This window comes from Rhizobium sp. 2YAF20 (assembly GCF_052114685.1).
GTDB lineage: Bacteria > Pseudomonadota > Alphaproteobacteria > Rhizobiales > Rhizobiaceae > Rhizobium.
Map to the genome: position 1 here is coordinate 57143 of NZ_JBFRFF010000017.1, position 20033 is coordinate 77175.

The following is a 20033-nucleotide window of genomic DNA, read 5'->3' on the forward strand; positions in this document are numbered from 1 at the left end:
CCGCTATTGTCGGTCTGCACTACGTGCCGATGGCAGCTATTTCAGCAGTCGTCTCTGATTGGGGAATATCAGGCTCACGACTTGGGTGTGTTGGCATGTCTTTGAGTGCGCGCTTTTCAGCGAAAGATGGACCGAGTACCCACTCGCGGGCAATGAACTTCCGAAGGCCAACTACCAGACATGCGTAAAGGATCGCTGCTTGCGGCAACGATCCTCATATCTGAACACTTAAGTCAGTCTATCCGAGACCCGAAGGGCCTATGCGCGGGATTCGCGCGCCGGAAGGACCTTCTTCTTCGGGCCGGGCAGCAGGCCCTCACGCTGAAGCTGCTTGCGAGCGAGCTTTCGGTGACGGGCAATGCCTTCAGCCTTTTCCCGTGCGCGCTTTTCAGACGGCTTCTCATAGGCCATACGGGCCTTGATTTCACGGAAAAGACCTTCGCGCTGCATGCGCTTCTTGAGGACGCGAAGCGCCTGGTCGATATTGTTGTCTCGCACTAGAACTTGCAAAGATGTATCCTTTTTTGTCGTGATCCGCGGTCGCGCGGCGACCACCTAGCATTCAAATCGGTGTTTGTTGTCTCGGCAGCTAGACGGATTTAAGCCAGGGCGCACGCCAATTCTGGAGAGCTTCCCGGCCGATTTAACGCTGCATATCCGAGCGCAATTGTCTTGCTGGCACGCGTCCTATCACATCGGTACGATTTTCCCATAGAAAAACGCAAAAATCTCGATTTTGTCTGCAGCGACTTCAAAAAAATCCCAGGAACAGGCAAAACCACCGTCTCCAGAAGCGCACGGCCGCGACCCATATAGTGCTTCAGACAACACATTGCGATGCTTTCGCCGGAAAATTGGCATCACGGTCATGAGTCGAAAGACCGGAAATGGAATCGCTGCGCCGGCAGAGCAGACGAATGTCTTCAAAGCTGTGCATGTCTCATACGCCTTGCGCCTTTATCACGAAGAGTTTCGTTACCGGCTGCGGGCATTTGACGTATGAGAGCCCTATGGTTCGCAGGAGGATGATCTCATGAAAACCAGTGGCAGATCGAGCAACAATGCCTTTGTGGGGATTGCCGCATCTATCGCTGTGTTTTGTTCGATTGGCATCCCGTCGGTTTCGGCGCAGACCATCATTTGTCGGGACGGACCTCGATAAGCTGCTCGACGACAAGGGAATAAAGACCGTTATCATCACCGGCACGGCGTCGGAGGGGGCCGTACTTGACACGCCGACGGACGCGGCCTCAGAAAAGGAATGAATGTCATCGTGCCGGTCGACGGAATGTCATCGACGGATCTTTACGCTGAACAATATGTCGCCTGGCACCTAACGCAGGCTCCAGGCGTTTCCAGCAAGGTCACGCTGACCAAAATCGACATGATAGAATTCTGACGAGGGACATGTTCCTGCCGCAGCGACGCCGCTGCCGCAAGAATAAAGCCGGCGGTTGGCCGGCTTTATCGATCTGGCTTGTATTGGGCGGTTGAATTTTGCCTATTTCGCGGCGATCAGTTCCAGACGGCTGACGCCGGCGGCGACATTCAGCCCTGTATTTGCTTCTGCACTGAGAGGCTGCAGGCCGAAATTCTTGGAGGTACCCCCGACCAACGCGTTTGCACCGAGGCCCACGCCGACGGTGCCCGAAGCCGAGACGCCGACATAGGTGCCCGCAAGCGCATGGTCGCCGGACTTGCTGGCGTTCAGCGTATAGACCACCCATTTCAGGTAGGATTTGTTCGTCACGCCGATATCGATGCCGAGCTTGCCGATGCTGCCGGTATATTTCTCGATGGCACCGGTTCTCTTGACGAACTGGCAGCTGACGTTTTTGCTGGAGCCGAGCAGGAGCCCGATGCCGCCGGCGACTTCACAAGACAATGTTCCCAGGCGTTCCTTCTGACCGGTGGCGGCGGGTGCCGGATGTTGTGTCTTGTGATGCACGGGGGCGGCGCTGACGGCCGACGCGAAGGCGATCGAGGAGATCGCGGCGATTGCAACGAGGGTTTTCATTGGAGCTCCTTGTCTGCTCAGGATACGGCACGAACACGCCGTCAGGTCCTAGAACGGCGGCGCCCCGATATTGTTCCCTCTCTATGAAATCCATAGTTGCAATTGCGCCAAATTCGCGTCTGCAAGCACCCAGCTGAAGATCGTCTATGAACAGCAGGACGAAGCCATGAGACCGCTGCAAGACATCCTTAGCGCCTAAGACAACATGCCAAATGTCGCCCGCCCCAGTTTCGTCTGAAGCTAAGGTTCGTATGGCGCTTTCCAGGCCATTGATAAACAAATGAACGGAAGCAGAGATGGCTGAGCCCGCGCAGCTCGTCGAGCTGGAGGCAGAGTTTTGACGCCACCGAGGAGCAACGTACTTCTCAATTGCCGCTGCACTTTCAGCTGGCCCCTCTTAGGTGCCATGCCTAAGCCTATCACGATAGCCGCCATTCAAAAGCCGTAAAGCTGAGGAGTGTCATGGCGATACAGACACGTCGAGAATGAGATCTCACCACCCGTTGAGCATGTCTGTGACAGCAGCGTCCCCTCCAGGACGCTGTGTTTGCCGCAACGGGTTTCACCCCCCAAGGACCTGAATGAGAAGGTTCGCCGCGACCAAAGCAGATTTGCGAGGTTTAATGCGATGTATTCCATCCCGGACAATGTTCCAGTTTCTATTATCATTCCGAATTACAACTACGGCCGCTTCCTGAGGCGCAGCATCGACAGTGCGTTGGAGCAGAGTCACGACAATGCCGAAGTCATTGTCGTCGACGACGCCTCGACCGACGAGACCGCCGACGTCGTCGCCTCGTACGGGTCCCAGATCAAGACATGCCTGAGGGAAGTCAACGGCGGCCATGCGGCTGCCTTCAACACCGGATTTGCATCCAGCAGCGGCAGGATCGTGCTTTTTCTCGATGCGGACGATTATCTTTATCCGAACGCCGTATCTGAAATCATCGACGCTTGGGAGGACGATACGGCCCAAGTGCAATTCCGATTGCACATCGTTGACGAGCAGCAACAGGTGAAAGACGTCTTTCCGCCACGTGAGCTGCGGTTCGATTCAGGCGATGTTACCCCGCATCTGCTGCAAAAAGGCCGTTATCAGACCAGCGTTACAAGCGGTCTGGCGTTTCCGCGCTCTACCTTGGATGCTGTCATGCCTGTTCCGGAGACGGATTTCCGACAAGGAGCTGACGGTTATCTGGCGACCGTTGCGCCCCTCCATGGCATGGTGACCTCGATCGATACCTGCCTTGGCGCCTATCGCATGCATGGCGACAATCATTCTGCCTTTGCAGAGAAACTCGGCCAACGGGCGCGCTGGCGGGTCCAGCATGATTTTCGCCGCCTGGAAGCCCTGTCGGATCAGGCAGCCGAGATTGGTCTGGAGGTAGCGCCGGACATCGGCCTCCGCGATCCTGTCCATCTGGAGGAACGCCTGGCATCGCTTTGCATCGACCAGTCCCAGCACCCTGTCGCCGACGATAGCCGGCTTGCCCTAGCTGCCGCCGGCGCCTGTGCCAGCATGGAGATGAATACGTCGCTGCGGCGCCGTGCGATGCTGGCAGCCTGGTTTCTTTCCGTCGGTGTCCTTCCCCTTCGCCTGGCGAAATCGGTCTTGTCATGGAAGCTCGTCGCTTCGTCGAGACCCGCCTTCCTGTTGCGCATTTCGAAGGGAATACGTCGCGCCTTGGGATAGGTCGTTCAGTGGTTGCGGCTTACGTCAAATCCGTATCTCCCGGGCGTCGAAATAGTGCTTCAGACCCTCAGCGCGCGCCGTCTCGTCGGCATAGGCAACATAGCTGTCGGGCCGCAGTAGATAGACGGCGTCCCGCGCCAAGCCAATCGCCTCAAAGTGCTCCTGCCAAGCAAACACATGCAGCGGCATTTCATGGGCCTGGCACCAGGCAGCGATATCGGGCATCGGGGTGCCGTAGACGTGGACCTGCCACGTCATCGCTTTGAGGGAGTGCTGATTGTCGCCGTCGCTGGTCTTTACCCAGGGCAATCGATCGCCGCCATGAACCTTGCCGGCCTTGCCGCTGCTGAGAGGGCTATCCCGGTAATTGAGCGTCAGCTGCGACACGGTGCGAAAAGCCCATTCGCGCCAGCTGTCGAAACCTGCAATCACCGGCACGACGAGCGGGACGATCCGGGTCCGGATGAAATCGGCAACGCCCCCTTCTGCGGTTGCAAGTGTGAAGGCTCGATCCGTGGTTTTGACGAGCTTGCGTGCAAACCCGATTCTTTCCGCCTCATAGCTATCGAGGAGGGCACTCGGCGCCCGGCCGTCGATCACCGCCTTCAGCTTCCAGGCAAGATTGATCGCATCGCCGATGCCGGTATTCATGCCCTGGCCGCCGGCCGGGCTATGGATATGAGCCGCATCTCCAGCCAGGAAGGCGCGGCCTTTGCGAAAGCTGTCCGTCACCCGGTGATGGACATGATAGGTCGAGAACCAGTTCACGGCCTTCACCTCGACTTTGAGGTGGTTCATCGCACGATCGTTGATGTCTTCGAATTTCAGGGCCCGGCCCGGGTTCGATTCACCCTCGCGAACCGTTCCGATCAATCGGGCCCGACCATCGCCGGCGAGCGGGAAGACGGCCAAAAAATCGGCCTCGTCCAGGTCGACATGCAGCTCGCCGTCTATCGGCGGTCCTGCGGCTTCGATATCGGCGACATAGAACATCTGCTGGTAGGTGCCACCGGGAAAGCCGGTATCCATGACCTGTCGAACCAGGGAGCGGGCACCATCGCAACCGGCGACATAGCTTGCCTTGCAAACTTCCTCCGTGCCATCGGGTTGTCGCACGCGCAACCGGACGTGATCGCTCTCTTCTTCGTAGCCTAGCAGTTCCGTCTGCCGCTCGACGGAAATGCCCATCGTCTGGAGCGTCTCGACAAGCAACTGTTCATGCTCGTCCTGAGGAAAGATGTGGAGGAACGGGTAGGGGGTAAGATCGGCGCCGGCGTCCTCAAACGAGATACGTGCCTCGCGTCGTCCGCTGACCCAGAGATTTGCAGCCGGAACCCTGTGGCCGCGTTGGATGATGGTCTTTGCAAGATCAAGCTGGCTATAGAGCTCCAGCGTTCGCGCATGCACGGCCAGCGCCCGCGATGTGGTCCCGGGACTTGCGGTCCTGTCAATGATCCTGATGTTGATGCCCAGCTTGGTAAGCCACAGTGCAAGAACAAGACCGGTCGGCCCGGCGCCCACGATGAAGACGTCGCTACGGATCATTTCGTTCTCCCGCTTCTGCCTTTGTCATTTGCACGCGGCCTTTGCCTGGGGATTGTTGGGTCTGTCGATTTTCGTCGCCGTCTTACCCTTCGCTTTCGCGGAAGCGGCGCAGTCGATCGTGGCTCTTGCGTCGAGATGTTTGCTGCCCGGCGAGCGCGGGTCGATCATTGCCGGCTCCTTGCCAACCGGTTCTCCGACGGGGTTCGCGTCCGACGCCGTGCCCTTGCTGTTTCCACTCGGGTCGCCGCTCGGGCTGGTGTTGCTCTGAACCAGCGTTGCGGAGGCCAAGCCTATGGACAGAAGGGATATGCTGATGAGCTTGCAAAACATTACCTTTCCTCCTTGCCTGCTCGTTCAATCATCGGCGGAGGGCATTTGTTCCGGGCCCATTTCACCTGACGGCGCGGATTTCGGTTTTTCTTGAACGGCCGGCTGCGCCTTGGCGGATCGCGAGAGGACGAAACCTACCGCCGACACCGCATCGTCGACGCTGACGTCGCAACGCGCCACAAGCTCCGGGGCGGCCGCATCGATCAGATCGCGGGCACGGTCGTGGACGCGGGCATATTGAACGTGTTTGCCCGCTATTTTGAGGCTGGCGTCGAATTCCAGCAGTGCATCGAGCGCGGTACTGTCGAGGTCGAAGCTTTCTTCGAGGCTGACGATGACAGCGCGTATATCGAGCTCTTCACGAACGCTTGCAGCGATCGAGCTCAGCATTGCATCGGCATTGGCAAAGAACAGCGGCTGCCCTGGCCGCCAGATGGAAATATGCGCGATCGGTGTCGCGTCCGGGTGGCGGGCAATATCGACGAAGTCGTGTCCTTGGCCGAGCCGGCCAAGACGGGCTACATAGGGCGAGGCCAGGCGCCGGAGCAGCGCTGCCAGCGACAGCGCGATCGCAAAGACAACTCCGTTGAGGACACCGAGCGTCATGACGCCAACCGCGGCAGCCAATGCGATATAGAAATCCCGTTTCAGCTGCCAAAGACGCAGCAAGGGCAGGGGATCGAGAGCATGGGTCAGGGCTGCGATGACCACCGCTGCCAGCACCGGTTGAGGGAGCCTGGCCACCAGATCGGCGGCAAAGACAATGAGCCCGACAAGGCCAAGGGCTGCGACGACCGCCGTCGCCCGCGTCCGCGCTCCGGCAGCCTCGCTGGCAGAGCCCGCCGAAAACCCGGCTCCGACCGGCATGCCTTGAACAAGCGCACTTGCAAGATTGGCCACTCCCAGCGCTCCCAGTTCCCGATTTGCCGTCACGCTATCGCCCTGGCGCAGCGACAGCGAGCGGATCGTGCCCCAGGATTCGGCAAACAGGATGAGAACAAGCGGCAGCGAATAGGGCAGCAGAGCCACGAGGTCCCGCCATTGGCCAGATGAGAAGGACGGCCACTGCGGCAGGATCGGGATCGGTCCCACCAGCGCCACGCCGTGATCGGAAAGATGAAGCAGCCCCGACACTGCAATTCCGGCGACAAGGACGAGAAAGGCACCCGGCAGAAAAGGCGCGCGACGCAGGACAAGTAGAGCCAGAAGTGCAGAAGTGCCGACCAGAACGCTCGGCAAATGCCACTGCGGAAAGGCTGACAGAAGCCAAAGCGTCAGGTGAAAGATGTCTTTCGCCGGCACGGATATCCCGGTCAGGGTCGGTAACTGTCGCAAAATGATGGTGATCGCCAGCCCGAATGCAAATCCGCGCAGAACCGGTCGCGAAACGAAGCCGGCAAGGTTTCCAAGCCGCAGGGCCGATGCCGCCAGAAACAGGACCCCCACTAACGCCACCATGACGGTGACAAGGAAGGCCTTGTCGCCGGCTGGGCCGGGCATTGCCGCAAAGGTAGCAGCAAGGATTGCTGCCGAGGAAGAGGTGGGTGTGACGATCGCGAAACGGCTTTGCCCGATGGCGCAATAGGCGAGGCACCCGGCAATCGCCGCGAAGATCGCCCGCTGGGGCGCAAGGCCAGCTATACCCGCGTATGCTACCGCTTCGGGCAGCATCAGCCCTGCTACCGAGATGCCGGCTATCCAGTCACCCTTGCGCATTGCCGGCCATCACTCCCTTGACCCTTGGACGTGTCTCCATAGCATGAATTGTGCACGGGGAAACGGAAGGCGCAGTTAATCAGACAGTGGCGGTCTATTCGACCCTGCTGCGCGCGCGCGGGCGCTGATCGTTGCGCTCGTGCTCGAAAATCGCCGCGGGAAGCGCAGGGAGACCGCGGATAATATCGGCACCCTTTTCGCCAACCATGATCGTCGGCGCGTTGGTATTACAGGAGGGAACGCGCGGCATGACCGAGCTGTCGCAGACGCGAAGCCCCCCTACTCCATGGACCTTCAGATCGAGGCCTACGACCGCCTCCGGGCCGTTGCCCATCTTGCAGGTTCCGACAGGATGATGGTCCGTTTTCGCGTTGGCGCAGCCATAATCGAACAGCTCTTCGTCTGTCGTCACCTTGGGGCCTGGAAGTCGCTCGGCCATGATGAACGGCTTAAGGGCCGCCTGTTGGAAGATCTCGCGGGCGATCTTCAGGCCTTCTAGCGACATTGCCCTGTCATGGGGGTCCGACCAGTAGTTCGGATCGATCAAAGGAGCGCCTGCCGGATCGGAGGATGCGAGCCTGACGGTTCCACGCGAACGCGGATGGAGATAGGCGGAATTCAAGGTGACGCCGGCATTCTTCAATTTCTCCACGCCCGCCTCGATGCCCGAGCCAAGGCCGAGGTGGAACTGGATATCGGGAGAGCGCGCCTCCGGGTCGGCATACCAGAACCCGCCGGTCTCAAACAGCGACGAGGCGACCGGGCCTGTGCGGAACAGGACATATTCGAGGCCCGCCCAGAGCGTGCGGTGAAGCTTGGCGACGCCGTCATAGGTGTGGTCGCCGGTGCATTCCGCGATCACGAACAGATCGAGATGATCCTGCATGTTGGAGCCGACGCCCGGCAGGTCGTGCAGCACTTTCACGCCGACCGATGACAGGTGGTCGGCCGGACCGATCCCGGACTGAAGCAGCAATTTCGGCGAACCGATCGCGCCGGAGGTTACAAGCACCTCCCGGTCGGCCAGAATCGTCTCGATGCCAGACGTGGTTGCGATCTCGACGCCGATTGCGCGACTGCCTTCAAGGACAATACGGGTAGCGCGCGCGCCAAGCTTCACCGTAAGATTCTTGCGGTTGCGAATGGGATTGAGATAGGCAAGCGACGCCGACGAGCGTCGGCGATTGCGCTGTGTCAGCTGGTAGAATCCGACGCCGGCCTGCTGCTTGCCGTTGAAGTCGTGGTTGTATGGTATGCCGAGTTCTTGGCCGGCACGGATATAGGCGTCGCAGATTGGCAAGGCCGAAACCGGCATCGACACGCCGAGAGGTCCGCCATAGCTGTGGTAATCGTCGGCGAAGCGTTGGTTGTCCTCGGCGCGCTTGAAATAGGGAAGCACCTCCCGGTAGCTCCAGCCCTCGCAGCCCTCTTCCCGCTCCCAGCTGTCGTAGTCGGCAGCATTGCCGCGCGTATAAAGCTGGGCGTTGATCGACGAGCCGCCGCCGATGACTTTTGCCTGGGTGTAACGCAGGACGCGACCCTTCATGTGTTTCTGCGGAACCGTCTGCCAGCCCCAGCTTGCCACCCCCTTGGTCATCTTGGCAAAGCCGGCCGGCATGTGGAAAAGCGGGTTCCAATCGCTGCCGCCCGCTTCAAGCAAGAGGACCTTTACTATCGGGTCTTCCGAAAGTCTGTTGGCGAGTACGCAGCCTGCGGGACCCGCGCCGGTGATGATGTAATCGAATGCCATGGTCTGTTCCTACAATCGCGCGATCGACAAGCCGCCATCGGCATCGATCACCGAACCTGTCGCAAAACCGAAGTCGCCGGTTGCCAACGCAGCCACGATGGAGCCCACGTCTGCAGGTTCTCCCCATCGTTTCATTGGCACCAGTCCATCGGCGATGAGAGCATCGTACTTTTCGGAGACCTTCGCCGTCATGTCGGTGCGGATGATGCCCGGGCGGACTTCGAAGACGCCGATGCCGCTTTCCGCCAACCGTAGGGCGAGGCCCTTTGAAAAGGTCGATAGCCCTGATTTGCTGATGCAGTAATCGAGCCTTTCGGGCGAACTCAAAGACGCGGAGACCGAGGTGATATTGATCACCGATCGGGCCTTTTCCGAACCGGCACTGTCGAGCATCGCCTTTACCACCGCTTGGGTGAAGAAGACCGTGCCGCGCAGGTTGGTGGTAATAATCGCATCGAAATTCTCAGGGCTGAGATCGAGGAAATCGCAGCGGACAACGGAGGCCATGCCGGCGTTGTTGACGAGGCAATTCACCTTGCCAAAACAGGATAGTATCGTTTCGACGGTCTGCCGATGTGCCGAGACGTCGGACAGGTCAGACTTTATGTAGATCGCCTGTCCGCCATACTCTTTCAGGTCATCGACGACGCTGTCATGCGGCTTCAGGTCATCGATCCCGGTGAGGGCGACGTCGAAACCGGATTTGGCAAGCGCCGTGGCGCTCGACAGACCAATGCCGCGACGGCCGCCGGTGATGACGGCGACAGGCCTTGATGCATCCCCCATAATGATAGCTTCCCCCCTTGCTCGGCTGCGATCGATCAGCGCGGCATCCACCAGCCGGTGCGCGCACCGATGTGCATGTTGAGCGTCTTTGTTTCGGTATAATCTTCCACCGCGTGGCGACCGAGCTCGCGCCCCTGGCCGGACTGCTTGTAGCCGCCAAAGGGTAGCTCCGATGCGCCATCCATGAAGGTGTTCATCCAGATCGTTCCGGCTCGCACCTTGCGGCCGACGGTCAGGCATGTGTCGAAATCACGGCTCCACACGCCGGCGGAAAGACCGTAGTCGATGGCGTTGGCAATCGAGATCGCCTCATCGAGCGTCTCGAAGGTGAGAACCGAAAGCACCGGCCCGAAGACCTCCTCGCGTGCCACGGCCATGTCGGGGGTCACATTCGAAAGAATGGTCGGCTCCATGAACTGCCCCATCCCGAGATCGACCGTCTCGCCCCCATAAGCAACCCTGGCGCCTGCGGCTTTCGCCCCGCTGACATAGTTCGATATCTTTTCGAGGTGCTGCGGCGTGATGATGGCGCCGACCTGCGTTGCCGGATCCAGCGGATCGCCGACCTTGACCTTTTTCGACAGCGAGGCGATGCGCGCGATGACGTCGTCGGCAATGCTCTTGTGGAGGATCAATCGCGAGCCGGCGTTGCAGCATTCGCCGGCGTTGAAGTAGGCGCCGAACACGGCAGCGTCGATAAAGGCGTCGAGGTCGGCATCGGGGAACACGATCTGCGGGTTCTTGCCGCCGAGTTCCAGTGAGACTTTCTTCAAGGTTTGCGCAGCATTGGCCATGGTCAGCTTGCCGACGCCGGTGGATCCGGTGAAGGACACCATGTCGACGTCTGGATGCGTTGTCATCGTGGCGCCGACGTCCGGCCCCGTGCCCACCAGAATATTCACGACGCCGGCCGGGACGCCCGCATCGATCAGGATTTCGCCGAGAACCAGTGTCGAGCCCGATGTCAGTTCCGATGGCTTGACGACGCAGGTGCAGCCTGCAGCCAGCGCGAATGGGAGTTTCTGGCCGACGATGAGGAAGGGGAAATTCCACGGCGTGATGATCGAAACGACGCCGATTGCTTCGCGCAACACCACGCCCAATGTGCCGTCACCAAGCGTGTTATAGCTTTCGCCGTGCAGGTCGCGCGCAAGTGCAGCGGCATACCGCCAGATATCCACGGAACCGGCGATTTCGGCGCGAACCTGGGAGATCGGCTTGCCGGCCTCGATGGCGTCCAGATAGGCAAGTTCCTCGGCGCGCTCGGAGATCAGATCGGCAGCCTTCAATAGCACACTCGAACGTTGCGCGCCGGTCTGGCCCGACCAGATGCCGCTGTCGAATGCCTTGCGCGCCGCCCCGATCGCGCGTTCGACATCGACCTTCGTTGCCGCCTGATAGCGGCTGACGACCACGCCGTGGCTTGGGGCAACGCGCTCCAGTGTGCGGCCTTCCGCGCCAGTGATCCATTCGCCGTCGATCAGCATCTTGAATTCGCGAACCTTGAGATTGGCGAGCGTCTTTGGAGCCACCAGAATTGTCATTACCATTCTCCCTTGAATTCTGCCGGACGTTTGCCCGAGAACGCAGCGACGCCTTCCTTGAGGTCGCCGGTCTTGGCGACCAGAATGGAGCCGAGCGTCTCGACGGCAGCGCCGTTGTCCTCACCGTTGGCAACGGCGAGCATGAGTTTTGAAATCTCCAATGCAGCCGGTCCGCGCATCGCGATCCGGGCTGCATATTCCCTGGCTCCGTTCAAGGCCCCGCCGGTTTCGACCACGTGGTCGACCAGTCCGTGGGCCTGGGCCTCTTCGGCCATAAACATCTCGCCGCCAAGCACCATGCGGCGCACGATCTGCGCTCCGAAGCGCTTGACCAGCCGTTGCGTACCCGACCATCCTGGCACCATGCCGAGCGAGGTCTCCGGCAGGCCGATCTTCACATGCCGTTCCGCGATGCGGATATCGGCGGCCGCCGCCAATTCGAGCCCGCCGCCGAGCGCATGGCCGTTAACGGCGGCAATCAGCGGCATGCGCAGTGTTGCCAAACGATCGAAAACACGGTGACCGAAGCGCACCCAGGCATGGCCGAATTCGTTGGCCTGCATGCCGCCCCAGGCCTTGATGTCGCCGCCCGCCGAGAATGCCTTGCCGGCGCCGGTCAGGATCGCCACACGGATGGCACCGTTCTCTTCAACCTGGTCACAGGCTGCCGACAATTCCTTCAGCATGTCGATGTCGAGCGCGTTCAGCTTATCAGGCCGCGAGATCGTAATCGTCGCGATCGGCCCGTCGGTATCGATCCTGATGCGGGATTGCGACATGTCTCAGGCTCCCTCGAGCAAGCGTGGCGGCTTTGTCGGAAGGGACAGACCGATGGCACTTTCGGTGAAGAGCGCGGCGTCCATGACCTTCAGGCTCGGCGAGACGATCAGTGGAAATTCCGATTGCGCAAGGATATGGCTCGCCAGATCAACGCCTGGCGCGATTTCGGTCAGCATGATGCCATCAGGCGTCAGCCTGAGCACGCAGCGTTCGGTCACATAGGTGATGTCCTGTCCCTGGGCGACGGCGCGCTTGCCCGAGAAGGTGATGTGCTCCACCTCGTTGACCAGCTTCTTCAGCTTGCCTTCCTTCTCGATGACGAGCTTGCCTGCTTCGATGGAAAGCTTCGCCCCGGCGTTGAACATGCCGGAGAAGACGATCTTCTTTGCCCGCCCGGTAATATCGACGAAGCCGCCGGCACCCGCCGTAACGTGCGGGCGGAACGAGAGCTTCGAGACATTGACCGAACCATCCTGGCCGATTTCGAGGAAGGAAAGCAGCGAAGCGTCGAAGCCTCCACCCTGGAAATAGGTAAACTGGTAGGGAGACGGCATGTATGCGTCGGCATTCGAGGCGCAGCCGAAGGCGAAATCGAGGAGGGGAACGCCGCCAACCGCCCCTTGCTCGATAACCCACGTAATCGCGCCATGCAGACCTTCCTCGATCAGGATCCGCGGCACATTGGCCGAAATACCGAAGCCGAGATTGACGCAGCTGCCGCCCTCCAGTTCCTGCGCGACGCGCCGAGCGATGACCTTCTGGACGTTGAAATCCGGGACGCCGAAGCTGTCGAGGGGGTGGAATATCTCGCCGGAAATCGCCGGATCGTAGAGGGTCTGTGTCGTCTGCTTCTGGTCGGGGTCGACGACGATGTAATCGACGAGCATTCCGGGCACGCGAACGTCGTGCGGCTTCAATGTGCCTTCCTTGGTGACACGCTTGACCTGCGCGATGACAATGCCTCCATTGTTGCGGGCTGCAAGAGCCTGATCGAGACCGCCGAGATAGGCGCCCTCGTGTTCATAGGTAAGGTTGCCGCGCTCGTCGGCAGTCGTCGCCCGGATGATCGCGACGTTGGGGGGGATCGATGGGAAGAACAGCCACTCCTCGCCCTCGAAGGCGATTTTCTTGACGACCGGAACGCCAGCCGCTGCCGCATTCATGGCGCAGCCTTGGAATTCAGGGTCAACGAAGGTCCCAAGGCCCACCTTGGTGATGACGCCCGGACGCTTGGCGGCTGCCTCGCGGTGCATGTCGAATAGAACACCTGACGGGATATTGTAGGCCGGGATATCGTTCGCGCCGATCATTTGCCAGATGAGGGGAGGCTCCGCAGTCGAAGGCCCGGACGGATAGGAGCCGCCGATGATCCTTGCGAGAAGCCCCTTGCGGGCGATGTGATCGACGCCCTTAATGCCGCTCATGTCGCCGGCGGCGATCGGATGAAGCGTTGTGATCGCGCGCGGGTGGCCTGTCGCCTCGAAGCGTTCGCCGATTGCCTTCAGCATCAGATCCGGGCAGCCGAGGCCGCTGGAAGACGACACAGATACGACCGCGCCATCCGGGATCAGGGCTGCTGCTGCTTCAGGGGTGATTTGCTTGCTCATAATCTCTCAAAGTCCGGATTTGACGGTGACCGCGTGGCCGGTTCTGGCTGCCTCAACCACGGCAAGGCCTGTGGCCAACGACCAGATGCCATCCTCGCCGGTTGCCGATGGCTGTCCTTTTCGCGAGATTGCCGAGTGAAAGGCGTGCAAGGCGGTCTCGTAAAGATTGCGATCGTCTAAAGGCAGGTGTTGCTCGCCGTCTGCCGTGCGCAATGTGACGGACCCTATCGCTCGCTGCGTCATGACATTCCGGCCGATCAGCGATCCCTCGGTACCGTGAACCTCGAAACCGGTTTCGGCAAACTTCGTGGTGAAGCCGTCGTGGAACTGGGCGATGACACCGGATTTGAAGCGCATAACGCCCATGACCGCATCCTCCAGGCCTTCCTTGCCCATTCCACCCGACTGGCTGAAGGCGACGACCTGCGTCGGATCGTCATTCAGGACAAAGCGTAGCGTGTCGGCGTCGTGGACCGTAATGTCGAGAATGACGCCACCGCCGGCTCCCGGCTTGTCCAGACGCCAGCCCTGCAAATGGGGCGGCAGATAGACAGCGTGGAACACCCGAGCAGACAGCGGCCTGCCGATCTTGCCCGAAGCGATAGCCTCGCGCATCGCGCGGTGGCTGGCAGCGTTGCGAAGATGATGGTTGGTGGCGATGACGACGCCGGCATCCTTTGCCGCCTTTATCATCGTGTGGCCATCGGCAAGCGATATCGCCAGCGGCTTCTCGCACAATATATGCTTGCCGGCACGGGCAGCAGCAATCGCCTGGTCGCGGTGAAGCTCGTTGGTGGTCGAAATGTAGACCGCGTCGATCGACGGATCCCCGATCAGTTCGTCAAGCGCCGTCACCGATTTCGGAATGCCATTTTCGGCCGCATAGGCAGCTCCTCGCGCAGCGCTCGTGCTCATCACCGAGGCGATTTCCCCGCCGGATGCCCTGATCGCATCTATCACCCACTCCTTGGCGATCGTGCTTGCTCCCACCAGTCCCCACCGAACGGCCATCATGCGGTCCTCCTTCCTTTGTCAGTCAAGGCCGTGCCGCTGCTTTCGCGCACCACGAGGCGCACGGAACTGACGATCGCCTCGGCGTCCGCATTGCCGGAATTGATCTGTTTCAACAGCAGCTGTGCCGCGCGGCGGCCCATTCCCTGCGGGTCAACCGACACGGTCGTCAAAGCCGGAACCGCCGTCTTTGCCTCGATGACGTCGTCGAAGCCGACGACTGCGAAATCATCTCCCGGCTCCAGCTTGTTCGCGCGAAGTCCGTCACAGACGCCGAAGGCCACCGCATCGTTGAAGCATAAAGCCGCCGTTGGGCGCTCGGTGAGCTTAATCGCGCGGCCGATGGCATCGACACCGCCGGCCCTTGAAGGCGCAGAGCTTATTGCCAGCCCGCCGTCGAAACCTATACCCGCGGACTTAAGGGCATTGCGATAGCCGCCGAGGCGTTCTGTAAACACGGCTGTATCCGCAAACCCACCAAGGAATGCGATACGCCGATGGCCAAGCTCAACCAGATGCTCGACGGCAGCCAGGGCCCCTGCGTGATTGTCCGACATCAGCGAAGAAACCTTGACCCCATGAACATTGCGCACGACGACCACGACGGGGATCCCGCTTGCCACCAAAGGTTTCAGGTCTGCGGCATCGGTACCCCTTGCCGGCGAGACGATCAGGCCGGAAATACCATGCTCGCGCATCGAGGCGATGACTTCGCGCTGCCGGTCAGCGTTCTCGGCCGTGTTGGAAAGAAATTGCACATATCCTGCAGATTGCATGACATCATCGACGCCAACGGCAAGTTCGGCAAAGAAGCTGTTCGTCAGATCGTTGACGACGATGCCGACGATCTTCGATTTCGAGTTCGACTGACGGAGATTGGCAGCGCCACGGTTATAGACATAACCGAGCTCGCGAATGACGGCGGTCACCTTGGCCCGCGTCACTTGATTGACCAACGACGAACCCTGAAGCACGAGCGATACCGTCGATTTCGATACGCCGGCTGCGCGGGCGATTTCGACGACTGTAATTCGTTTCTTCGTCATTGCGTTTCTCCCTTTTCGTCGGCCCGGTGTAGTGCATTTAATTGGAACGATCTAAATCTGTCAAGCAAGCCCAGGCTGAATTTTGCCATCAGTGGCGACGACGAACAATTCTGATGCAGCGAGGTTAGGCATTTCGTCATATTTATCATATTCTATTTTTAAATATGCTGTTGATGACCTGCAAGACGGAGACAATCTCCAGGAGTCATGTTGCGGTAAATTTTTGGCTTGATATTTGGAACGATCTAAATTATTGGCAATATCCATTCGTTGGAGGGAGACATGATGATCGCGCTACAACTGCCGAAAGCCGACCGTATCGTTGAGCAATACCGGCTGTCCGGTCAGTCGATCGAGCGGCCCGCCAGTCCCCCGACATTCAACCGCATTGCTTACGCAGCCGCCCACGTCGTCTCCGATCCGCTGAGGGACCTGGACCCCTGGGGCCGGCCCGCAATCGATTGGGACGCAACCATCGCCTTTCGTCATCACCCGTGGAGCCTGGGGTTCAAGATCGCGGAAGCCATGGACACGGCGCAGCGCGGCATGGGGCTGGATTGGGCGGGCGCCCAGGAGCTCATCCGTCGCTCGCTCGGGGCAGCGCGCAGTACGCCGGGCGCGGATCTCGCCTGCGGCGCAGGCACCGACCATCTGGCTGCGATAGACGCAACGTCGCTCGATGACGTTATCAAGGCATATGAGACCCAAATCGAATTCGTGGAGAAACACGGTGGTCGCGCAATCGTGATGGCAAGTCGTGCTTTGGCGCGGCTCGCCCGTTCGCCTGGCGACTATGCGAAGGTTTATGGCCGCATCCTTTCGCAGGCGAAGGACAAGGTCGTTCTCCATTGGCTGGGCGATATGTTCGATCCGCAGCTGGCCGGTTATTGGGGCGGGGAGGGGTTCGAAGGTGCGCTCGACAGTGTTCTTTCGATCATCGGCGAGAACGCGGGCAAAGTTGAAGGCATCAAGATTTCCTTGCTCGACAATGCCAAGGAAGTGCAGCTCCGCAACCGCCTGCCGGAAGGCGTCGCCTGCTTCACCGGCGACGACTTCAATTACGCCGAGCTTATCGCGGGGGATGGCACGCGTTACAGCCACGCGCTCCTCGGTATCTTCGATGCGGTCGCGCCCTCCGCCTCCAAAGCTCTCGCCGCGCTAGCTGTGGGCGACGTTGCCGCATTCCGATCCGTCATCGAACCTACGGTCCCGCTGTCGCGGAAGATATTCGAGGCGCCTACGCAATATTACAAGGCGGGCGTCGTCTTCATTGCCTGGTTGAATGGCCACCAATCGCACTTCTCGATGCCGGCCGGACTGCAATCGGCGCGCGGCCTCCTTCATTATGCGGATGTCTTTCGTCTGGCGGACCAGGCGAATGTCCTCGACAAGCCGGAGCTTGCCGTCCGCCGAATGAAGGTGCTGACGGAACTCTACGGCGTGGCATGAGGGGTGTTGTCTGGAAGGCGCGGCCAAAGCGACAACCCTCTAATCCGCATTTTCCAACATGGAGAAGTTAAATTGAGGCTTCAGCAAGATCTGCATATCGGCCATCTCGTCGCCGGCGATCCGGGCAAGCAGAACGCGTCCCATCCGTTCTCCCGTGTCTGTCAGGTCTTCGTAGATCGTTTCGACCTTTGGCTGGATCTGGCTCAAAAGCTTGGACGTTCGTTTGGCAACGACGTCGTATTCCTTGCCCAGAGTGAGGCCGTGGTCGCTCATGCCGGTAATCGTCGCGAGCGCCGAGACCTCGCCGCCGCAAGCAAATCCGTCGGGCGCGTCAGGCAGTCCTGCGCGCCGGCTTATATGGTCGCGGATCTGGTCGACCGGACAGTCCAGGTCGATCTCGTCGGGGATCTCATGGGCAACGCCCGCCTCTCGCACGGCAGTCATGAAGCCATGCAGCAGGTGCTGGGAGAAAGTGAGGCGCTTTGGCGGGAGGATGATCATTGGCTTGCGCCGGCCGCGAAGGATCAGCCACTTCGTCGCTTCGTAGGCGAAGCTGAAATTGTCGTAGTCGACATAGGGATGTTCGGTCGTAAACTCGGTTCTTCCGTGGGTGACGAAGGGGAAGCCGTTTTCCAGAAGCAGACGCACGCGTGGGTCAAACGGTTCGGTGCGGGAGAATATCAGACCGTCCGCCATGCCGTTGCGGACAATGTAGCGAACCGCGTCGATGTTACTGCCATTGATGAAATTCGGCGTCACGATGAGATGGTAGGGCGTATCCCTCAGGGCTTTGGCCAGACCATGCATAAGCGAGATCCCGTAGCCGAGGATTTCCTCATGCGGGTCGAGGAGAACACTAATGACGTTGGTTCTGCCGGTCTTGAGGCGCTGCGCGGCGCGATCCGGCAAGTAGCCTATCTCGGCGGCAACCTCGTGAATGTGCTTGCGGGTTTCAAGCGATATCTGCGGGGCATTTCCGAGCGCGCGCGACACGGTGGTGACTGCAAAGCCGGTCAGCTCGGAAATCGTTCGAAGCGTCGGTTTGCCGGATTTCGGCGTCGTGCGGGATGTCGAGGTCTTGCCGGTGTCTTTCAATTGAATGCCCGATCCCGTGATGTTGGTTGCAGTTTCTACTCGGTCAGGTGAGTCTAAGCAACGTATTTGTGAAAACGTTTATTCGCAGTTTAACATGGTCCTCATTCGATGGGATGAGGTCTGCTAGACGAAGTAATAGTAGCAAAAACAGAAGCTTGGTCGAGAGGAATAAAGTGCGTGAAGACGTTTTTGGCCGCTTGACTTCGTGTAACTTATAACGTTTTAAATAGGCGCGCGGTCAATAGGCCGCACGAAGAATTGCTTCCCGCATCAAGCGGGATGGCATTTGATGGCGGAGGAGGAGCTTCCGCCTGAACGACTTGCAACCGGGAGGGAACGATGCGCAAGTTTATGATGACGACGGCAGTGGCAGCATTGATGGTAGCAGGCTGCGGTGCAGCCCATGCCGCTGACGTTAAAGAAGTACAGATGCTTCATTGGTGGACATCGGGCGGCGAGGCTGCGGCACTCAACGTGCTCAAGGGCGACCTTGCCAAGGAAGGCTATGCCTGGAAGGACGTACCAGTGGCAGGCGGCGGCGGCGATGCTGCCATGACGGCACTGAAGGCAATGGTGGCAGCAGGAACCTATCCGACTGCATCCCAGATGCTCGGTTACACCGTCCTCGATTACGCCCAGGCCGGCGTGATGGGCGATCTGACCGAAACCGCCAAAAAGGAAGGTTGGGACAAGTCGGTGCCGGCAGCGCTGCAGAAGTTCTCGGTCTATAACGGCAAGTGGGTAGCAGCTCCGGTCAATGTCCACTCGGTCAACTGGCTGTGGATCAACAAGGCAGTCATGGACAAGATCGGCGGCAAGGAGCCGAAGACCTTCGACGACCTGATCGCCCTGCTTGAGAAGGCCAAGGCTGCTGGCGTCGTTCCGCTCGCACTCGGAGGCCAGAACTGGCAGGAAGCCACGATGTTCGATTCGATCGTTCTGTCGACCGGCGGCCCCGAATTCTACAAGAAGGCCTTCAACGACCTCGATGAGGCATCGCTGAAGTCCGATACGATGAAGAAGTCGTTCGACAACCTCGCCAAGATCATCAAATATGTCGACCCGAACTTCTCGGGCCGTGACTGGAACCTTGCAACCGCCATGGTCATCAAGGGCGATGCCTTGGTTCAGGTGATGGGCGATTGGGCAAAGGGCGAATTCGTCGCTGCCAAAAAGACTCCGAACAAGGATTTCCTCTGCTACCGTTTCCCTGGAACCGATGGCAGCGTGATCTACAATTCGGATATGTTCGGCATGTTCAATGTCCCGGCGGACCGCAAGGCTGCTCAGGTCGCTCTGGCAACGGCAACGTTGTCGAAGAGCTTCCAGTCGGCGTTCAACGTCGTCAAGGGCTCGGTTCCTGCCAGAACCGACGTTCCGGATACGGCCTTTGATGCCTGCGGCAAGAAGGGCATTGCCGACCTGAAGGCTGCCAACGCAGGCGGCACTCTGTTCGGTTCGCTCGCCCAGGGATATGGTGCGCCTCCGGCAGTCGCCAACGCCTATAAGGATGTGGTGTCGAAATTCGTCCACGGCCAGATCAAGACATCCGATCAGGCTGTGACCGAGCTCGTCAAGGCTATTGACGACGCCAAGTAAGCATCTCCTGAAAGCTAGCACCTCCCCCGCTAGAGGCGGGGGAGGTTGCATGCCAGAGAACCGGC

At 59.7% G+C, this 20033-nt stretch carries 19 protein-coding genes; 5 read left to right on the forward strand and 14 right to left on the reverse strand.

Annotation, left to right across the window (positions count from 1 at the left end; translation table 11 throughout):
* Nucleotides 1–258: 258 nt before the first annotated feature.
* A complete protein-coding gene (rpsU, locus tag AB4Z52_RS19410) occupies nt 259–510 on the reverse strand; it encodes a 30S ribosomal protein S21 (protein ID WP_111158916.1) in 252 nt (83 codons plus the stop codon).
* A 180-nt stretch (nt 511–690) separates the two neighbouring features.
* Entirely contained in the window at nt 691–927 is a 237-nt protein-coding gene (locus AB4Z52_RS19415; RefSeq protein ID WP_442219553.1) for a hypothetical protein, read from the reverse strand.
* Between the two features lie 134 nt (nt 928–1061).
* Here AB4Z52_RS19415 and AB4Z52_RS19420 point away from each other — a divergent pair, with 134 nt between their 5' ends.
* Together AB4Z52_RS19420 and AB4Z52_RS19425 are read left to right on the forward strand one after the other, a co-directional pair.
* Nucleotides 1062–1265 carry an isochorismatase family protein gene (locus tag AB4Z52_RS19420; RefSeq protein ID WP_442219615.1) on the forward strand — a complete coding sequence of 68 codons (204 nt, stop codon included), beginning with the start codon at nt 1062–1064 and terminating at the stop codon, nt 1263–1265.
* Nucleotides 1262–1399, forward strand: coding sequence for a hypothetical protein (locus AB4Z52_RS19425; protein WP_442219554.1), 138 nt, complete (start codon nt 1262–1264; stop codon nt 1397–1399). Before AB4Z52_RS19420 ends, AB4Z52_RS19425 begins: the two co-directional genes overlap by 4 nt.
* 102 nt (nt 1400–1501) lie before the next feature.
* On the opposite strand, the gene AB4Z52_RS19430 is transcribed toward AB4Z52_RS19425, so the two are convergent.
* Nucleotides 1502–2017: a DUF992 domain-containing protein gene (locus AB4Z52_RS19430; protein WP_442219555.1), complete on the reverse strand. Its 516-nt coding sequence runs from the start codon at nt 2015–2017 to the stop codon at nt 1502–1504.
* Between the two features lie 628 nt (nt 2018–2645).
* Here AB4Z52_RS19430 and AB4Z52_RS19435 point away from each other — a divergent pair.
* Entirely contained in the window at nt 2646–3710 is a 1065-nt protein-coding gene (locus AB4Z52_RS19435; protein WP_442219556.1) for a glycosyltransferase family 2 protein, read from the forward strand.
* A gap of 24 nt (nt 3711–3734) precedes the next feature.
* On the opposite strand, the gene AB4Z52_RS19440 is transcribed toward AB4Z52_RS19435, so the two are convergent.
* From AB4Z52_RS19440 to AB4Z52_RS19485, 10 genes are all read right to left on the reverse strand, one after another.
* Nucleotides 3735–5255 (reverse strand): FAD-dependent monooxygenase, encoded by a 1521-nt coding sequence (locus AB4Z52_RS19440; RefSeq protein WP_442219557.1) that lies wholly within the window; start codon nt 5253–5255, stop codon nt 3735–3737.
* 24 nt (nt 5256–5279) lie between these two features.
* Entirely contained in the window at nt 5280–5585 is a 306-nt protein-coding gene (locus tag AB4Z52_RS19445) for a hypothetical protein (protein ID WP_442219558.1), read from the reverse strand.
* Nucleotides 5586–5609: 24 nt separating this feature from the next.
* Nucleotides 5610–7301, reverse strand: coding sequence for a SulP family inorganic anion transporter (locus AB4Z52_RS19450; protein ID WP_442219559.1), 1692 nt, complete (start codon nt 7299–7301; stop codon nt 5610–5612).
* 94 nt (nt 7302–7395) lie between these two features.
* On the reverse strand, nt 7396–9051 hold the full coding sequence (locus AB4Z52_RS19455) for a GMC family oxidoreductase (protein ID WP_442219560.1): 1656 nt from the start codon (nt 9049–9051) through the stop codon (nt 7396–7398).
* 9 nt (nt 9052–9060) lie between these two features.
* Nucleotides 9061–9837, reverse strand: coding sequence for a 3-ketoacyl-ACP reductase (locus tag AB4Z52_RS19460; RefSeq protein WP_442219561.1), 777 nt, complete (start codon nt 9835–9837; stop codon nt 9061–9063).
* A 35-nt stretch (nt 9838–9872) separates the two neighbouring features.
* Nucleotides 9873–11381: an aldehyde dehydrogenase family protein gene (locus AB4Z52_RS19465; protein ID WP_442219562.1), complete on the reverse strand. Its 1509-nt coding sequence runs from the start codon at nt 11379–11381 to the stop codon at nt 9873–9875.
* On the reverse strand, nt 11381–12160 hold the full coding sequence (locus tag AB4Z52_RS19470) for an enoyl-CoA hydratase/isomerase family protein (RefSeq protein ID WP_442219563.1): 780 nt from the start codon (nt 12158–12160) through the stop codon (nt 11381–11383). The genes AB4Z52_RS19465 and AB4Z52_RS19470 overlap by 1 nt, the downstream gene beginning before the upstream one ends.
* A gap of 3 nt (nt 12161–12163) precedes the next feature.
* Nucleotides 12164–13768 carry an acyl CoA:acetate/3-ketoacid CoA transferase gene (locus AB4Z52_RS19475; RefSeq protein ID WP_442219564.1) on the reverse strand — a complete coding sequence of 535 codons (1605 nt, stop codon included), beginning with the start codon at nt 13766–13768 and terminating at the stop codon, nt 12164–12166.
* A gap of 6 nt (nt 13769–13774) precedes the next feature.
* Nucleotides 13775–14779: a Gfo/Idh/MocA family protein gene (locus AB4Z52_RS19480; protein WP_442219616.1), complete on the reverse strand. Its 1005-nt coding sequence runs from the start codon at nt 14777–14779 to the stop codon at nt 13775–13777.
* On the reverse strand, nt 14779–15825 hold the full coding sequence (locus AB4Z52_RS19485; protein WP_442219565.1) for a LacI family DNA-binding transcriptional regulator: 1047 nt from the start codon (nt 15823–15825) through the stop codon (nt 14779–14781). The genes AB4Z52_RS19480 and AB4Z52_RS19485 overlap by 1 nt, the downstream gene beginning before the upstream one ends.
* A gap of 282 nt (nt 15826–16107) precedes the next feature.
* Between AB4Z52_RS19485 and AB4Z52_RS19490 the strand changes: the two genes are divergently transcribed.
* Nucleotides 16108–17274: a dihydrodipicolinate synthase family protein gene (locus tag AB4Z52_RS19490; protein ID WP_442219566.1), complete on the forward strand. Its 1167-nt coding sequence runs from the start codon at nt 16108–16110 to the stop codon at nt 17272–17274.
* A gap of 39 nt (nt 17275–17313) precedes the next feature.
* Here AB4Z52_RS19490 and AB4Z52_RS19495 read toward each other — a convergent pair whose 3' ends face one another.
* Nucleotides 17314–18369, reverse strand: a complete 1056-nt coding sequence (locus AB4Z52_RS19495; protein ID WP_442219567.1) for a LacI family transcriptional regulator — start codon at nt 18367–18369, stop codon at nt 17314–17316.
* A gap of 339 nt (nt 18370–18708) precedes the next feature.
* On the opposite strand from AB4Z52_RS19495, the gene AB4Z52_RS19500 reads away from it, so the two are divergent.
* Nucleotides 18709–19968: an ABC transporter substrate-binding protein gene (locus tag AB4Z52_RS19500; protein ID WP_442219568.1), complete on the forward strand. Its 1260-nt coding sequence runs from the start codon at nt 18709–18711 to the stop codon at nt 19966–19968.
* Nucleotides 19969–20033 lie beyond the last annotated feature (65 nt).

Bases quoted from the DNA above. Each gene is read 5' to 3' on its own strand.
- AB4Z52_RS19500 (WP_442219568.1), top strand. From the start codon at position 18,709: ATGCGCAAGTTTATGATGACGACGGCAGTGGCAGCATTGATGGTAGCA.
- AB4Z52_RS19465 (WP_442219562.1), bottom strand. From the start codon at position 11,381: ATGACAATTCTGGTGGCTCCAAAGACGCTCGCCAATCTCAAGGTTCGC.
- AB4Z52_RS19475 (WP_442219564.1), bottom strand. From the start codon at position 13,768: ATGAGCAAGCAAATCACCCCTGAAGCAGCAGCAGCCCTGATCCCGGAT.
- AB4Z52_RS19440 (WP_442219557.1), bottom strand. From the start codon at position 5,255: ATGATCCGTAGCGACGTCTTCATCGTGGGCGCCGGGCCGACCGGTCTT.
- AB4Z52_RS19490 (WP_442219566.1), top strand. From the start codon at position 16,108: ATGATGATCGCGCTACAACTGCCGAAAGCCGACCGTATCGTTGAGCAA.
- AB4Z52_RS19420 (WP_442219615.1), top strand. From the start codon at position 1,062: ATGCCTTTGTGGGGATTGCCGCATCTATCGCTGTGTTTTGTTCGATTG.
- AB4Z52_RS19485 (WP_442219565.1), bottom strand. From the start codon at position 15,825: ATGACGAAGAAACGAATTACAGTCGTCGAAATCGCCCGCGCAGCCGGC.
- AB4Z52_RS19445 (WP_442219558.1), bottom strand. From the start codon at position 5,585: ATGTTTTGCAAGCTCATCAGCATATCCCTTCTGTCCATAGGCTTGGCC.
- AB4Z52_RS19480 (WP_442219616.1), bottom strand. From the start codon at position 14,779: ATGGCCGTTCGGTGGGGACTGGTGGGAGCAAGCACGATCGCCAAGGAG.
- AB4Z52_RS19430 (WP_442219555.1), bottom strand. From the start codon at position 2,017: ATGAAAACCCTCGTTGCAATCGCCGCGATCTCCTCGATCGCCTTCGCG.
- AB4Z52_RS19450 (WP_442219559.1), bottom strand. From the start codon at position 7,301: ATGCGCAAGGGTGACTGGATAGCCGGCATCTCGGTAGCAGGGCTGATG.
- AB4Z52_RS19460 (WP_442219561.1), bottom strand. From the start codon at position 9,837: ATGGGGGATGCATCAAGGCCTGTCGCCGTCATCACCGGCGGCCGTCGC.
- AB4Z52_RS19470 (WP_442219563.1), bottom strand. From the start codon at position 12,160: ATGTCGCAATCCCGCATCAGGATCGATACCGACGGGCCGATCGCGACG.
- AB4Z52_RS19425 (WP_442219554.1), top strand. From the start codon at position 1,262: ATGAATGTCATCGTGCCGGTCGACGGAATGTCATCGACGGATCTTTAC.
- AB4Z52_RS19455 (WP_442219560.1), bottom strand. From the start codon at position 9,051: ATGGCATTCGATTACATCATCACCGGCGCGGGTCCCGCAGGCTGCGTA.
- AB4Z52_RS19435 (WP_442219556.1), top strand. From the start codon at position 2,646: ATGTATTCCATCCCGGACAATGTTCCAGTTTCTATTATCATTCCGAAT.